General features: G+C 66.5%; 15 protein-coding genes. 4 read left to right on the top strand and 11 right to left on the bottom strand.

The window, feature by feature from the left end:
* Window positions 1-2: 2 nt before the first annotated feature.
* The 10 genes from atpD to ACYVDN_RS01475 form a co-directional block, all read right to left on the bottom strand.
* A complete protein-coding gene (gene atpD / locus ACYVDN_RS01520; RefSeq protein WP_460567761.1) occupies window positions 3-1481 on the bottom strand; it encodes a F0F1 ATP synthase subunit beta in 1479 nt (492 codons plus the stop codon).
* A gap of 30 nt (window positions 1482-1511) precedes the next feature.
* Window positions 1512-2408: a F0F1 ATP synthase subunit gamma gene (locus ACYVDN_RS01515; RefSeq protein WP_460567759.1), complete on the bottom strand. Its 897-nt coding sequence runs from the start codon at window positions 2406-2408 to the stop codon at window positions 1512-1514.
* A gap of 39 nt (window positions 2409-2447) precedes the next feature.
* Window positions 2448-4085 carry a F0F1 ATP synthase subunit alpha gene (gene atpA / locus ACYVDN_RS01510; RefSeq protein ID WP_460567757.1) on the bottom strand — a complete coding sequence of 546 codons (1638 nt, stop codon included), beginning with the start codon at window positions 4083-4085 and terminating at the stop codon, window positions 2448-2450.
* Between the two features lie 35 nt (window positions 4086-4120).
* Window positions 4121-4912 carry a F0F1 ATP synthase subunit delta gene (locus ACYVDN_RS01505; RefSeq protein ID WP_460567755.1) on the bottom strand — a complete coding sequence of 264 codons (792 nt, stop codon included), beginning with the start codon at window positions 4910-4912 and terminating at the stop codon, window positions 4121-4123.
* Window positions 4913-5464: a F0F1 ATP synthase subunit B gene (locus ACYVDN_RS01500; RefSeq protein WP_460567753.1), complete on the bottom strand. Its 552-nt coding sequence runs from the start codon at window positions 5462-5464 to the stop codon at window positions 4913-4915.
* Between the two features lie 45 nt (window positions 5465-5509).
* Window positions 5510-5731 carry an ATP synthase subunit c family protein gene (gene atpE, locus ACYVDN_RS01495; RefSeq protein WP_460567751.1) on the bottom strand — a complete coding sequence of 74 codons (222 nt, stop codon included), beginning with the start codon at window positions 5729-5731 and terminating at the stop codon, window positions 5510-5512.
* A 64-nt stretch (window positions 5732-5795) separates the two neighbouring features.
* On the bottom strand, window positions 5796-6593 hold the full coding sequence (gene atpB, locus ACYVDN_RS01490) for a F0F1 ATP synthase subunit A (protein WP_460567749.1): 798 nt from the start codon (window positions 6591-6593) through the stop codon (window positions 5796-5798).
* A 121-nt stretch (window positions 6594-6714) separates the two neighbouring features.
* Complete coding sequence (locus tag ACYVDN_RS01485; protein WP_460567747.1) at window positions 6715-7242, bottom strand: hypothetical protein; 528 nt, start codon at window positions 7240-7242, stop codon at window positions 6715-6717.
* On the bottom strand, window positions 7239-8525 hold the full coding sequence (locus ACYVDN_RS01480) for an MraY family glycosyltransferase (RefSeq protein WP_460567745.1): 1287 nt from the start codon (window positions 8523-8525) through the stop codon (window positions 7239-7241). The genes ACYVDN_RS01485 and ACYVDN_RS01480 overlap by 4 nt, the downstream gene beginning before the upstream one ends.
* Window positions 8522-9235, bottom strand: coding sequence for an L-threonylcarbamoyladenylate synthase (locus ACYVDN_RS01475; protein ID WP_460567743.1), 714 nt, complete (start codon window positions 9233-9235; stop codon window positions 8522-8524). Before ACYVDN_RS01475 ends, ACYVDN_RS01480 begins: the two co-directional genes overlap by 4 nt.
* A gap of 250 nt (window positions 9236-9485) precedes the next feature.
* Between ACYVDN_RS01475 and ACYVDN_RS01470 the strand changes: the two genes are divergently transcribed.
* From ACYVDN_RS01470 to ACYVDN_RS01460, 3 genes are all read left to right on the top strand, one after another.
* A complete protein-coding gene (locus ACYVDN_RS01470; protein WP_460567741.1) occupies window positions 9486-10463 on the top strand; it encodes an ABC transporter ATP-binding protein in 978 nt (325 codons plus the stop codon).
* Window positions 10460-11266 (top strand): ABC transporter permease, encoded by an 807-nt coding sequence (locus tag ACYVDN_RS01465; RefSeq protein ID WP_460567739.1) that lies wholly within the window; start codon window positions 10460-10462, stop codon window positions 11264-11266. The genes ACYVDN_RS01470 and ACYVDN_RS01465 overlap by 4 nt, the downstream gene beginning before the upstream one ends.
* Window positions 11267-11366: 100 nt before the next feature.
* Complete coding sequence (locus tag ACYVDN_RS01460) at window positions 11367-12323, top strand: TetR/AcrR family transcriptional regulator (protein WP_460567737.1); 957 nt, start codon at window positions 11367-11369, stop codon at window positions 12321-12323.
* Between the two features lie 4 nt (window positions 12324-12327).
* Here ACYVDN_RS01460 and prmC read toward each other — a convergent pair whose 3' ends face one another.
* Window positions 12328-13197: a N5-glutamine methyltransferase family protein gene (prmC, locus tag ACYVDN_RS01455; RefSeq protein ID WP_460567735.1), complete on the bottom strand. Its 870-nt coding sequence runs from the start codon at window positions 13195-13197 to the stop codon at window positions 12328-12330.
* A gap of 146 nt (window positions 13198-13343) precedes the next feature.
* Here prmC and cysK point away from each other — a divergent pair, with 146 nt between their 5' ends.
* Entirely contained in the window at window positions 13344-14282 is a 939-nt protein-coding gene (gene cysK, locus ACYVDN_RS01450; RefSeq protein ID WP_460567733.1) for a PLP-dependent cysteine synthase family protein, read from the top strand.
* Window positions 14283-14358: the final 76 nt, after the last annotated feature.

The following is a 14358-nucleotide window of genomic DNA, read 5'->3' as shown; positions in this document are numbered from 1 at the left end:
GCTCAGCCGTTCTCCTTCTGGATCTGCGCCCACTTCGCCTCGACGTCGGAGATCGGTCCGACGTTGAAGAATGCCTGCTCGGCCACGTGGTCGAAGTCACCACGGCAGATCGCATCGAACGACTCGATCGTGTCCTTCAGCGGAACCGTCGAACCCTCGACACCGGTGAACTTCTTCGCCATGTAGGTGTTCTGCGAGAGGAACTGCTGGATGCGACGAGCACGCGAGACCGTGATCTTGTCTTCTTCGGAGAGCTCGTCGACACCGAGGATGGCGATGATCTCCTGCAGCTCCTTGTTCTTCTGAAGGATCTGCTTGACCGTGGTCGCGACGCGGTAGTGGTCCTCACCCAGGTACCTGGGGTCGAGGATGCGGCTGGTCGACGTCAGCGGGTCCACTGCGGGGTAGAGGCCCTGCGACGCGATCTCACGGGAGAGCTCGGTCGTAGCGTCGAGGTGAGCGAACGTGGTCGCCGGAGCCGGGTCGGTGTAGTCATCCGCCGGCACGTAGATGGCCTGCAGCGAGGTGATCGAGTGGCCGCGGGTGGAGGTGATGCGCTCCTGCAGAACGCCCATCTCGTCGGCGAGGTTCGGCTGGTAGCCCACAGCGGAAGGCATGCGGCCCAGAAGCGTCGACACCTCGGAACCGGCCTGCGTGAACCGGAAGATGTTGTCGATGAAGAGCAGAACGTCCTGCTTCTGCACGTCACGGAAGTACTCGGCCATGGTCAGGGCCGAAAGGGCGACGCGGAGACGCGTCCCCGGCGGCTCGTCCATCTGGCCGAACACGAGGGCGGTCTTGTCGAAGACGCCTGCCTCTTCCATCTCGTGGATCAGGTCATTGCCCTCACGGGTGCGCTCACCGACACCGGCGAACACCGACACACCACCGTGGTCCTGCGCGACGCGCTGGATCATCTCCTGGATGAGAACGGTCTTGCCGACTCCGGCGCCGCCGAAGAGGCCGATCTTTCCACCGAGCACATACGGAGTGAGGAGGTCGATGACCTTGATGCCGGTCTCGAACATCTGGGTCTTCGACTCGAGCTGGTCGAATGCGGGCGCCTTGCGGTGGATCGGCCAACGCTCGGTGATCTCGATCTTCTCGCCGGGCTCGGCGTTGAGCACCTCGCCGATGACGTTGAACACCTTGCCCTTGGTGACGTCGCCGACCGGCACGCTGATCGGCGCACCGGTGTCGCGCACCTCCTGGCCGCGGACGAGACCGTCGGTCGGCTTGAGGGCGATCGCGCGAACCAGGTCGTCACCGAGGTGCTGAGCGACCTCGAGCGTGATCTCGTGCGCCTCTTCTTCGTCACCGGTGAACGAGATCGTGGTCTTCAGAGCGTTGTAGATCTCGGGAAGCGAGTCGTGCGGGAACTCGATGTCGACGACGGGGCCGGTGACGCGAGCGATGCGGCCGACGCCCGGCGTCGTCTCCGCTGCCGCGGCCTGGGTCTCGGCGGTGGCTGTCGGTGTCATTTCTTCTCTCTCTGTTTCGTCTCGAGACGCTTATTGGGAGGCCAGCGCGTCAGCGCCGCCGACGATCTCGGAGATCTGCTGAGTGATCTCGGACTGGCGGGCGTTGTTGGCCAGGCGCGTGTAGTTCGTGATGAGCTTGTCGGCATTGTCGCTCGCCGACTTCATGGCCTTCTGAGTGGCGGCGTGCTTCGCGGCCGCGGACTCGAGCAGCGCGTTGTAGAGCCTGCTGTGGATGTAGGCGGGAAGCAGCGCGTCGAGGACCGTGTCGGGGTCGGGCTCGAACTCGTAGAGAGGGAGCATCGACTTGTCTTCGACCGCCTCGACGCCCTCGACCAGCTCGAGGGGCAGCAACCTGACGACCCGCGGGGTCTGAACGAGCATGCTCACGAAGCGGTTGTAGACGATGTGGATCTCGTCGACGCCGCCCTCCGCGGCATCCTTCGAGAAGGCCGCAACCAGCTCTTCGCCGATCTCGAGCGCGTTGTCGAACTCGGGCGAGTCGGAGATGCCTGTCCAGTCCTTGATGCTCTCTCGCTTGCGGAAGGCGAAGAAGCCGACCGCCTTGCGACCGATCAAGTAGAACACGACCTCTTTGCCCTGCGACTTCAGCAGGGACTCGAGCTCGAGGGCTTCACGGATGACCTGCGAGTTGAACGCGCCGGCGAGGCCGCGGTCGGACGAGAAGATCACGATCGCGGCGCGCTGCACGTTCTCCGGCTCTGTCGTGAGCAGGTGTGTGACGTTGGAGTGCGTCGCCACCGCGGACACCGCGCGGGTGATCGCCTGCGTGTACGGTGCCGACGCCTGCACGCGAGCCTGCGCCTTGTAGATGCGGCTCGCCGAGATCAGCTCCATCGCGCGGGTGATCTTCTTCGTCGTCTGGGCAGTACGGATGCGCTGCCGGTAGACCCGAAGTTGCGCTGCCATGGGACTCCTGTCTAGCTCTGGTCAATCGTTACCGGTCGCTCAGCGACGACCGGTGACGATCTTCTCCTGGTCGACTTCCTCTTCTTCGATCGCCTCGTAGCGCTCGCTGCCCGGCGCCACGAGAGGCTTGCCCTCGCCGGTCTCGAACTCGAGCTTGAAGGCATCCACCTGGCGCTCGAGCGTGGCGACGGTGTCGTCGTCGAGCACGTTGGTGTCGCGGAGGGTGTCGAGCACCGACGTGTTGCGGCGCAGGTAGTCGAGGAACTCCGACTCGAAGCGCAGGATGTCTTCGACGGGAACCTCGTCGAGCTTGCCGTTGGTGCCTGCCCAGATCGAAACGACCTGCTCCTCGACCGGGAACGGTGAGTACTGCGGCTGCTTCAGCAGCTCCGTGAGGCGGGCACCGCGGTCGAGCTGACGACGGGATGCCGCGTCGAGGTCCGACGCGAACATCGAGAACGCCTCGAGAGCGCGGTACTGGGCCAGCTCGAGCTTCAGCGTTCCCGAGACCTTCTTGATCGACTTGACCTGGGCGTCACCGCCGACTCGCGAGACCGAGATTCCGACGTCGACCGCTGGGCGCTGGTTGGCGTTGAACAGGTCGGACTGCAGGAAGATCTGGCCGTCCGTGATCGAGATCACGTTGGTCGGGATGTACGCCGAGACGTCGTTCGCCTTGGTCTCGATGATCGGGAGGCCCGTCATCGAACCGGCGCCCAGCTCGTCGGAGAGCTTCGCGCAACGCTCCAGCAGACGGGAGTGCAGGTAGAAGACGTCGCCGGGGTATGCCTCGCGGCCCGGCGGACGGCGCAGCAGAAGCGACACAGCGCGGTAGGCCTCCGCCTGCTTGGAAAGGTCGTCGAAGACGATCAGAACGTGCTTGCCCTCGTACATCCAGTGCTGACCGATGGCCGAGCCGGTGTAGGGAGCGAGGTACTTGAAGCCCGCCGGGTCAGAAGCCGGAGCCGCGACGATGGTCGTGTACTCCATGGCGCCCGCGTCTTCGAGCGCACCCTTGACGGACGCGATGGTCGAGCCCTTCTGGCCGATCGCGACGTAGATGCAACGCACCTGCTTCGACGGGTCGCCGGACTCCCAGTTGGCCTTCTGGTTGATGATCGTGTCGATCGCGATGGCCGTCTTGCCGGTCTGACGGTCGCCGATGATCAGCTGGCGCTGGCCGCGGCCGATCGGGATCATGGCGTCGATGGCCTTGATGCCGGTCTGGAGCGGCTCGTGCACGCTCTTGCGCTGCATCACGCCGGGCGCCTGAAGCTCGAGTGCACGACGGCCGACCGTGTCGATCGTGCCGAGGCCGTCGATCGGGTTGCCGAGCGGGTCGACGACGCGGCCGAGGTAGCCGTCGCCCACCGCGACGGAGAGCACCTCTCCGGTGCGGGTGACCTGCTGGCCCTCTTCGATGCCGCCGAACTCGCCGAGCACGACGACACCGATCTCGCTCTCGTCGAGGTTCAGCGCCAGGCCGAGCGTTCCGTCCGCGAAGCGGAGGAGCTCGTTCGCCATGGCGCCGGGAAGGCCCTCGACGTGGGCGATGCCGTCTGCTGCGTCGACGACGCTGCCGACCTCGGTCGCCACGACCGACTCCGGCTGGTAGCCGGCGACGAAGTCCTTGAGCGCCGCGCGAATCTCATCGGGGCTGATGCTGATGTCTGCCATTTCGTCTTCCTTGGTGTGTGCGTCTTGTGCCGGGATCAGCCGGCGAGTCGAAGTCGCAGATCCGCGAGGCGGTTAGCGATGCTGCCGTCGATCACCTCGTCGCCGACCTGCACCCGCAGGCCACCGACGAGCTCCTGGTCGACGCTGAGATTGAAACGGGGAGTGCGCCCGTAGCGCGTGGCGAGCAGCGAGCGAAGACGCTCGAGCTGCGCTGCCGACGGCTCGGATGCCGCGGTGACGTTGACCACCATCGCACCAGCGTCTTCAGCGACGATTCCCGCGACGTGCGAGATGAGCTCGCCGAGACGACGCCCGCGCTGGTTCTGAACGATGTAGCGGACGAGCACGAGCGTTGCGTCGCTGAAGCGGCCCTTGATCAGTCGGTCGACGAGCGCGACCCGCGGGGCCGGGTCGCCGAGCTTGCTGCCGAGCGCGAGCTCGAGCTCCGGATCGCTTTCGACGGCCCTGGCGAAGGCGAACAGCTCGGACTCGATCGTTCCGTCATCTCCCGATGCGCGAGCGATGGCGCGGATGCCGATCTCCTCGATGCTGTCCAGCATCTGAGACGGGCTCGACCACCTCGACTCGGCCATGCCGCGAAGCAGCTCGGAGGCCGTCGGCTCGAGCGCGCGGAAGATGGTTCCGATCAGAGCGGACTTCTCGGCCGGCTCCACCGCGGGGTCGGCGAGGATCGACCGCAGCTGCGACGAGCCGCTGATGGCCCGCCCTGCGATCAGCAGCTGCTCGCCGGTCGTCAGGGTCACCCCGGACGCTGCGGCCAGCCTGGCCTCAGCGCGCTCGAAGGACTCTCTGGTCGCGGATCCCACTTACTTGCCCGCCTTCGACTTCTCGTCGGCGTCGAGGTCGGCGAGGAAGCGGTCGACGATGGCGGTCGAACGCTTGTCGTCGGAGAGAACGTCGCCGACGATGGTCGATGCCAGGTCGAGCGCGAGCGTTCCGACCTCGGCACGAAGCGACGTGAGTGCCGCCGCACGCTCCGAGTCGATCTGCACCTGCGCGTTGGCCGTGATGCGAGCGGCCTCCGTCGACGCCTGCTCCTTCAGCTCAGCGATGATCGCCGCGCCTTCGGCCCTGGCCTGTTCGCGGATGCGGCTGGCCTCCGACCGTGCTTCGGCGAGCTGCGCCGTGTACTTCTCGAGAGCGGCATGCGCCTCGTTCTGCGCCTGGTCAGCCCGCTTGATGCCGCCGTCGATGGCGTCGCGACGCTCGTCGAGCAGCTTGTTGAGCGGCGGCAGCACCTTCCAGATGAAGAACACCAGCAGGATGACGAACGCGAGGGTTCCCCAGATGAGGTCCGGTAGCGCCGGGATGACCGGGCTCGGTGAGTCACTCGAGGCAGTGACGAATGCGGACAGCATTCAGGCTCCTTGACTGTGCGGGTTTGACGGTGCGAGCTGTGCCTGTTACGGCGCGGGGAACGGGATGAACGCCACGGCAATGGCGATGAAGCAGAGAGCCTCGGTGAGCGCGACGCCGAGGAACATCAGGCTGGTCAGACGACCCTGAAGCTCGGGCTGACGTGCGACGGACTCGATCGTCTTGCCGATGACGTAGCCCACGCCGATACCGGAGCCGATAACGGCGAGACCGAAGGCGAGCGGGGCGAGGTTTCCGACGACATTCACTTGGTGTGTTCCTTTCGAAGGGGATTGCAGAGATGGCTTTCGACCGGGGAAGGCACTGAACGGATCAGTGCTCCTCGGCGGTGGCCAGCTGGATGTAGATGGCGGACAAGATCGCGAAGACGTATGCCTGCAGGGCGGCCACGAAGAGCTCGAGGACGGTGAAGGCGATGCCGAAGGCGAAGGTTCCGACGCCGAGCAGACCGAGGAGGTTGCCGTCGGCCAGCACGGTGAAGAAGAAGAACTGCGTCGCCGTGAAGCAGAGGACGAGCAGCATGTGTCCCGCGATCATGTTCATCGTGAGTCGGAGCGTCAGGGTGACGGGACGGACGATGAAGGTCGAGAGGAACTCGAGCGGGGTCAGCAGGAAGTAGAGGAACCACGGAACGCCGGGGAGGAACAGCGAGTCCTTCCAGAACCGCCAGCCCTTCTCGCGCATGCCCGCGATGATGAACATGAACCACGAGATGACTGCCAGCACGAACGGCAGACCGATCGCGGCTGTCGAGGCGATCTGCAGTCCTGGGATGGTACCCGTCAGGTTCATGCCGAGGATGAGGAAGAACATCGTGAACAGGATCGGCTCGTACTTGCGGCCGAGGCGCTCACCGAGCGTGTCGTAGATGACGCTGTTGCGAACGAAGCCGACGACGTACTCGAACCCGGCCTGGGTGCGAGACGGACGCAGCTTCATGTTGCGCGTTCCGAGCCAGAAGACCAGGATCAGCAACACCACGACGAGGATGCGCACCGCCATGACGCGGTTGATCTCGAAGGGGGTTCCCGCGAACAGCAGAGCCGGCGGGAAGAAATCATCGATCGAAGGGCCCGTAAATCCCGAACCGTCGGCATTGACAGACAACACTGTAGAAATGAGCATGGGCGTGATCAGGGCATTCTCCGGCGTCTGTCGTTCAAGTTCGGAACGGGTCGGGGTGGCCCAGCCAGCTTAGCAAAGTCCGGGACCTTGTTATGACAGCGCATGATCACGGGTGCGGGTTCTCCTCGGAGGATGTACCCTCACCCGATTCGCCTGTGGGGGCGGCACCGGGAAGCGTCACGTCGACGTAGGGCACTCGCGCGCGCAGGAACGCGAGGCAGTCGATCACGAGCGATCCGATGACGGCGATGACCACCGTGATGAAGAACACACGCCCGTCCAGCCACGTCTGCCTGCCGAGCAGGAGGAGCAGCACGATGAACAGGATGAGCTTGACGACCCAGGTCACGAAGATGATCGCGAAGAACTTGGGCGAGGTCTGATCACCCTTCGCGATCTTCCCGGCGACGAGCATGCTGCCGGCGGTCAATCCGAGGAACACCGCAGCCGTCGCTGCGCCGAGGAGACCCCCGTAGAGTCCGGCGGTTCCATCTACGAGATAACCGATCAGACCGGCGATGACGGCCACCACCCCGGCGAAGATCCCGCCGTCGCGCAGTGCGAGGGTCAATACCGGTTTGGAGCTCATCGGGGCGGGCTTGGCTGGCTCCTGGCGTGCGCCGGAGTCTGTCATGGGGTCTTTTCCTTCCTGGGTGGTGCCGACCTGCGTTGCGCAGGCCTGTGCGGCACCGAGGTCGTCGATGCCTTGTCGAGCGGATCGAGGCTTGGGGAGGCATCCGCGTCATTGAGCTGCTCGCTCGCCGGCGTCGACTCGGCGACGGCCTCGATGCTCTTGCGCCTGCTGAGGGGCGCGAGCGTGAGGGCCGTGCAGACGACGAGCCCGACGCAGAGGAACAGGACCGCCGGCCAGACCGGCTGGAACCAGAAGAGCAGGCATCCGATCGACACGACGGCGGTCCACGCGTAGAAGATCAGCACGGCCTGCAGGTGCGAATGCCCCATGTCGAGGAGGCGGTGGTGCAGGTGCTTGCGGTCGGCGCTGAACGGCGACTTCCCAGCACGTACACGGCGGAACACAGCGAGGCCGAAGTCGAGCAAGGGAACGACGAGCACGGCGAACGGCAGGATGATCGGAATGAACGCCGGGAACAGCGATCTGGCACCGCCCTCCTGGAGCGCGACGGGGTCGATCTGGCCCGTGACCGCGATCGCGGACGACGCCATGAGCATCCCGACCAGCAGTGCACCCGTGTCGCCCATGAACATTCGTGCCGGGTGCCAGTTGAGCGGCAGGAATCCGGCGCACGCGCCCACCAGGATGATCGCGAGCACCGAGGCCAGGCTGAAGTAGTTGGACGGGCTCGTCTTCACCGTGATCAGGTAGCTGTAGATGAAGAACGCGCCGTTGGCGATCAGGGCGACGCCCGCGACGAGGCCGTCGAGACCATCGATGAAGTTGATGGCGTTCATCACGAGCACGATGGCGATCACGGTCATCGCCACGCTCATCCACGGCGATCCGACGGTCACTCCCCCGCCGAGCGGCAGCGAGTAGATCTGCACCCCGAGCCATGCGACGAGCCCGGCGGCCACGAATTGGCCGGCGAGTTTGGTCATCCAGTCGAGGTCCCACAGGTCGTCTGCGACTCCGATGACGACGACGAGCAGTGCGGCGCCCAGGATGGCGAGCACGGGTGTCGGATCGGAGAAGACGACGCCGAGCAGTCGGCCGCCCGGCAGCGTGAAGATCGAGGTGATGAGGAAGGCGACGCCGAACGCCACGACGATGCCGAGGAACATCGCGACACCGCCGAGCCGTGGCGTCGGCCGCGTGTGCACATCACGGTCGCGGATGCGCGGGTACAGCTTGAACTTCAGCGCCACCCGATAGACCACGATCGACAGCACGAACGTGACGATCGCCGTGATCAGGCCGATGACGAGCAGAAGGGTCATGTCTGCTGCTGGTCTTCCGCAGACTCCGACTCGAGTGCGTCCCCGACGACCTCGCGGATCTGGTCGTCGCTGATGACTCCGTGCCTGAGGATGCGCAGCTTTCCGGAGCCGGACGCCAGCGCTGTGGCGTCGACGATGGTCGACGACGTCTCGGTCACGCCCGACTCGGAGTAGTCGCCGCCCACCGCACCTCCGTCGAGGTAGGCGGTCACGGCGTCGCCGAGCATCGCCTGCGCACCCTGAGCGGTCGTCGCCGCGGGCTTGCCCGTCTTGTTAGCGGATGACACTGCGAGCGGTCCCGTCGAGCGCAGGAGTGCGAGCGCGATGGGATTGTTGGGCATGCGCAGCGCGACGGTGCCCTCGGTCTCACCGAGATCCCATGAGAGGGACGGCTGAGCGGGGAGCACGATCGTGAGGCCGCCTGGCCAGAAGGCGCCCGCCAGGTCGCGGGCTTCCTGCGGCACCGTCTCAGCGAGGGCGTCGAGCGTGGCGAGCGCCGGGATCAGCACGGGCGGCGGCGACTGCCTGCCGCGCCCCTTCGCCTCGAGCAGCCGTGCTACGGCGCCCGCGTTGAACGCATCCGCACCGATGCCGTAGACGGTGTCGGTGGGAAGCACGATGAGGTCGCCGTTCTCGATGGCGGCGCGCGCTTGCGCGATGCCCTCGGCGAGGCCGTCGTCGTCTGAGCAGTCGTAGAAGGAGGAGGTCATGACCGATCGATTCTATGGGTGATTGAGGGGAGAGGGATGTGAGCTCGCTCACATCCCCGACCCGATTGAGCCCATGAGCGGCGAAGCCGCGATAGAGGCGATTGAGGAGAGCGCGATGTGAGCCCGCCGCACACACTGCACCGAGCATCCGACTCGTCGCGTCATAACTGTTTACGTCACACACTGTTTATGTTATACATTTCTGAGTACGCCATACACAGTGAACGAGTCGAACAGAAGGGCGACGACGATGACGGCGAAGAACCAGACGCACGGCCCCACCATCGAGGTGACCGGGCTGCGCAAGTCATACGGAAAGCAGCAGGTGCTGACCGGCGTTGACTTCAGCGTGGGACGAGGCGAGATCTACGCCCTGCTCGGCCCGAACGGTGCGGGCAAGACAACGACCATCAACATCCTCTCCACGCTGATCGAGCCGGATGCCGGAACGGCATCGATCGCCGGCGTCGACGTGCTCTCGAGGGCGAAGGATGCCCGCAGCATGTTCGCGCTCACCGGGCAGTACGCCTCGGTCGACGAGTTCCAGACCGGCGCGGAGAACCTCGGGATGATGGCGAAGCTGAACCACCTGGGAAGGGCCGGGCGTCGCGCCAGGGTACGCGACCTGCTCGTGGCCTTCGATCTCGAGGCGGCCGCGGACAAGCGGGTCGGCGACTACTCGGGAGGCATGCGTCGCAGGCTGGACCTCGCGATCAGCCTGATCGCTGCGCCGCCTGTGTTGTTCCTCGACGAGCCGACGACGGGGCTCGACCCGAGGAGCAGGGCGGGGCTGTGGTCTCTGGTGGCCGAGCTCGCGGAGAACGGCACGACGATCCTGCTCACGACGCAGTACCTCGACGAGGCGGAGCGCCTCGCCGATCGGGTCGGCGTGATCGACGGCGGCTCGATCGTCGCCAGCGGAACGCCAGACGAGCTCAAGGCCCAGGTGAGCGGCGACCACCTGGTCTTCTCGTTCGCGACCGTCGACGACGTGCGCCGAGCCGCGCTTCTGCGGCCCCAGTCCGCGCAGCCCGACCTGGAGGAGCTGACGGTGCGCATGCCGACGGTCGACGCCGTCGCCGACATCCGCTCCTTCCTCGCCGACAGCGAAGAGTGCGGCCTCGCCGTGACCGACATCGGAATCGTCGGGCCGACCCTCGACGACGTGTTCCTCACGCTCACCGGACACCAGGCATCAGACGACACCGACAAGGAGAAGGCAGCATGACCACCATCCGACTCGCCCAGCGCCCGGCGGCCCCCCGCCGCCCCGGCTTCGGCTCGGCACTCACCGACATCGCGACGATGACCGGAAGGGAGGTACGGCGCACGCTCCGCAGCGTCGACTCCCTGGTCACCGCGTTCCTCATTCCGGTCTGCATCATGCTCGTGTTCGTCGTGATCTTCGGCGGCGCCATCGAGTCCGACGGCAACTACGTGAACTACGTCGTGCCCGGCACGCTGGTGCTCTGCCTCGGCTTCGGGTCGGCCGCGACGGCCGTCGCCGTCGCACAGGATGTCGCCAGCGGCACGGTCAACCGTGTCAAGACGCTCCCGGTGTTCGGCCCTTCCGTGCTGCACGGTCACGTCGTCGCGAGCGTCGCCCGCAACCTCGCGGCATGCGTACCCGTCGTCGTCGTGGCCCTGCTGCTCGGATACCGGCCGTCGGCCGGCGTCGGCGGGTGGGTCGCCGCGATCGTGTTCTCGGTGCTGATCATCCTGGCGTTCACGTGGCTCAGCGCACTCTTCGGGCTGCTGCTGAGCGTCGACGCCGCCGCGTCGGTGAACTTCGTGTTCCTCTTCCTCCCCTACCTCTCCAGCGGTTTCGTGCCGGTCGACACCATGCCCTCCTGGTTGCGCGGGTTCGCCGAGCACCAGCCGTACACGCCCATCATCGAGACGCTGCGCGACCTGCTCAATGGCACTCCACCCGGTTCGACGCTCTGGGTGGCGCTCGCCTGGCTGGTCGGCATTCTGGTGGTGAGCTACGTCGTAACGTCGATCGTGTTCGCGAGGCGCGTGAAGGAGTGAGCGGGCGACCGTGCGGCCCGGATGCCTACGCGGCGGCTCCTAGACTGGCCGCGTCGCATCCGGGCCGAGGCGTCTGGACACATCACGACGAGGGAGAACGATGACCGACTCAGACGCAGCCGGCGGGCCGGAGCCGGTTCTGCCGCACGCGGTCGCCCTCTCCTGGGGCGTCGCCGAACGACCTCAGCGCGGGCCGAAGCGCGAGCTCAGCATCGAGCGCATCGTCGAGACTGCGATCGAGATCGCCGATGCTGAGGGCCTCGGCGCGGTGTCGATGGCGAGGGTGGCATCCGCTCTGGGGTTCACGACGATGTCGCTCTATCGCTACATCACGAGCAAGGATGACCTGCTTCTGCTCATGCAGGACGCGGTCGCCGACATCGAGCTCGCCGAACCGCCTGAGGATGACTGGCGCGCCGGCCTCAGGCAGTGGACGCTCGCCAACCTGGGCGCCTTCCGGAACCATCCCTGGTATGTCGATATCCCGATCACGGGAACGCCCATCACACCGAACGTGATGCGCCTCATCGACGCGGCGCTGCGTGCGCTCCGGCCCGCGCCGCTGAGCGAGCAGGAGAAGATGGCATGCGTTCTGCTCCTCGCCTCGTATGTGCGGGCTGTCGGGGGCATCCAGGCCGACATCGACACGTCGGGGTCGTCGGACGGCGAGGTGACGGGTGCGTCGTTCGCACCTGCGCTCGCATCGCTCGTGACGCCCGACCGCTTTCCCGATCTCGCGCCGGTCATCGCCTCCGGCGCCTACACCTCCGACGAATTCGACGACTTCGCGTTCGGGCTGGAACGGGTGCTCGACGGCATCCAGCGCTACATCGACCAGGGTGGCGCTCAGGGGACGGAAGCACCCGTTGAGGATCTCGACGCTTCGCTGTACGCCTCGGACAAGAGAGTGAAAGAGGCTGCGAAGGCGCGGCGCGAGGCCGAGAAGTCGCTGCGCGAGGCTCGCAAGCGCGAACGAGAAGCGCTCAGGACCGCCAGGGAACGCGCCGACCGCGAGCGGGAGCGGATCGAACGGGAGCGCGAGCGCACCGAGCGCTGAGTTGTCAGCGGGTGGCCGTGGTGACCCGGTCGCGCATCGTGAGGTCGACGTGCGTGGCGGCGGCACGCCAGCCGTCGGCGGTGAGGATGTCGCGCACCTGCTCCCCCTGCAGCTCGCCGTGCTCGATGGCGACGAGCCCGCCCGGCCTCACCAGGTCCAGCGCGCGGCGGGAGAGCACGCGAACGACGTCGAGACCGTCAGGACCGCCGTACAGCGCGGCGGGTGGATCGAACAGCCGCACCTCCGGGTCGCGAGGAATCGCATCGTCCGGCACGTAAGGCGGGTTCGAGACCACGACCGCCGCGCGCCCGGTCAGCTCGGAGAGCGCGTCGGCCAGATCGCCGTGCACGAGCTCGAGGTTGTCCGCGCCGGACTCCTCGACGTTGCGTGCCGCCCAGGCGTGCGCCTCCGACGAGCGCTCGACGGCGTAGACGGCGGCGTGCCGCACCTCGGTGGCCATCGAGATGGCCACGGCGCCACTCCCCGTGCCGAGGTCGATGCCGATCGGCTGCGGCTCGGCTGCCGCACGGAGCGCATCGACCGCGAGCTGCGCGAGCAGTTCCGTCTCGGGACGCGGCACGAAGACCCCGGGCCCGACGAGCAGGTTCAGGGAGCGGAACGGCGCCCTGCCGGTGATGTGCTGCAGTGGTTCCCTCGTGGCGCGACGAGCTGCGAGTGCGCGGACCTCAGTGGCCTGTTCGGCCGACAGCCGGGCATCCGTCACGACGAGCGCTTGAACCCGGCCGCGGCTCACCTGAAGCACGTGCCCGAGCAGCAGCTCCGCGTCGACGGTCGGGTCGGGGATGCCCGCCGCGGCGAGCCCCTCGGTGGTCTCGACCAACAGGTTGCGCACCGTAGGGGCGTCGGTATCCATGGGCTCTCGCTCTCGGTCGTCACATTCGCCATCGGGTCCGACCGTCAAGAATAGGCTTCAGACAACGGCGTTCCCGCTCTCGTGGGCGTCTGACCCGGCTCCACCGTCTTCTTCTCCTGTGTCTCCACCACGTCGAAAGGCATGTCATGTCCGGCAACATCTACTCCGACATCACCGAGGTCGTCGGCAACACCCCGCTCGTGAAGCTCAACCGCGTGACCGATGGCGCGCAGGCCACGGTGCTCGCGAAGCTCGAGTTCTACAGCCCGGCGGCGAGCGTGAAGGACCGCATCGGCGTCGCGATCATCGACGCCGCAGAGGCCGCAGGTGCGCTGAAGCCGGGCGGCACCATCGTCGAGGGAACGAGCGGAAACACGGGCATCGCGCTGGCGTTCGCTGCCGCGGCACGCGGTTACAAGCTGATCATCACGATGCCGGAGACGATGAGCAAGGAGCGTCGTGTTCTGCTGCGCGCCTACGGTGCCCAGATCGTGCTGACGCCCGGCGCCGACGGCATGCGCGGCGCTGTCGAGAAGGCCAAAGAGATCGTCTCGAACACGGAGAACGCGATCTGGGCTCAGCAGTTCGCGAACCCGGCGAACCCCGCCATCCACCGCGCGACCACCGGACCCGAGATCTGGAGCGACACCGACGGCGCCGTCGACATCCTGGTCTCCGGCATCGGCACGGGCGGGACCATCACGGGCGCCGGGGGCTACCTGAAAGAGCAGAAGCCCGAGATCACGATCATCGCGGTCGAGCCGGCGGAATCCCCCATCCTCAACGGCGGCAACCCTGGACCGCACAAGATCCAGGGACTCGGGGCCAACTTCGTGCCAGAAGTGCTCGACACCTCCATCTACGACGAGGTCATCGACGTGAATGCGGAGGCCGCAGTCGAGACCGCGCGCCGGCTGGCGGCCGAGGAGGGCATCCTCGGCGGCATCTCCTCAGGCGCGGCCGTCAACGCTGCTGTTCAGGTCGCCAAGCGCCCCGAGAACGCGGGCAAGACCATCGTCGTCGTCATTCCCGACTTCGGCGAGCGCTACGTCTCGACGGTTCTGTACGCCGACCTTCTCGACTGAGCTGTCGTGCGCCCGTCCCTGTCGGGCGCCGCAGCCGACAGGGGCGGGTTGGCACGTCTGTTTCGCCGGCCCAGCC

Source organism: Humibacter soli (assembly GCF_054779035.1).
This window is presented reverse-complemented; position numbering and strand designations above follow the sequence as displayed.

Excerpts from the sequence above, each read along its gene's own strand:
- atpD (WP_460567761.1), bottom strand. The coding sequence starts at position 1,481 with ATGACACCGACAGCCACCGCCGAGACCCAGGCCGCGGCAGCGGAGACG.
- ACYVDN_RS01515 (WP_460567759.1), bottom strand. The coding sequence starts at position 2,408 with ATGGCAGCGCAACTTCGGGTCTACCGGCAGCGCATCCGTACTGCCCAG.
- atpA (WP_460567757.1), bottom strand. The coding sequence starts at position 4,085 with ATGGCAGACATCAGCATCAGCCCCGATGAGATTCGCGCGGCGCTCAAG.
- ACYVDN_RS01500 (WP_460567753.1), bottom strand. The coding sequence starts at position 5,464 with ATGCTGTCCGCATTCGTCACTGCCTCGAGTGACTCACCGAGCCCGGTC.
- ACYVDN_RS01485 (WP_460567747.1), bottom strand. The coding sequence starts at position 7,242 with ATGACAGACTCCGGCGCACGCCAGGAGCCAGCCAAGCCCGCCCCGATG.
- ACYVDN_RS01480 (WP_460567745.1), bottom strand. The coding sequence starts at position 8,525 with ATGACCCTTCTGCTCGTCATCGGCCTGATCACGGCGATCGTCACGTTC.
- ACYVDN_RS01475 (WP_460567743.1), bottom strand. The coding sequence starts at position 9,235 with ATGACCTCCTCCTTCTACGACTGCTCAGACGACGACGGCCTCGCCGAG.
- ACYVDN_RS01470 (WP_460567741.1), top strand. The coding sequence starts at position 9,486 with ATGACGGCGAAGAACCAGACGCACGGCCCCACCATCGAGGTGACCGGG.
- ACYVDN_RS01465 (WP_460567739.1), top strand. The coding sequence starts at position 10,460 with ATGACCACCATCCGACTCGCCCAGCGCCCGGCGGCCCCCCGCCGCCCC.
- ACYVDN_RS01460 (WP_460567737.1), top strand. The coding sequence starts at position 11,367 with ATGACCGACTCAGACGCAGCCGGCGGGCCGGAGCCGGTTCTGCCGCAC.
- prmC (WP_460567735.1), bottom strand. The coding sequence starts at position 13,197 with ATGGATACCGACGCCCCTACGGTGCGCAACCTGTTGGTCGAGACCACC.
- cysK (WP_460567733.1), top strand. The coding sequence starts at position 13,344 with ATGTCCGGCAACATCTACTCCGACATCACCGAGGTCGTCGGCAACACC.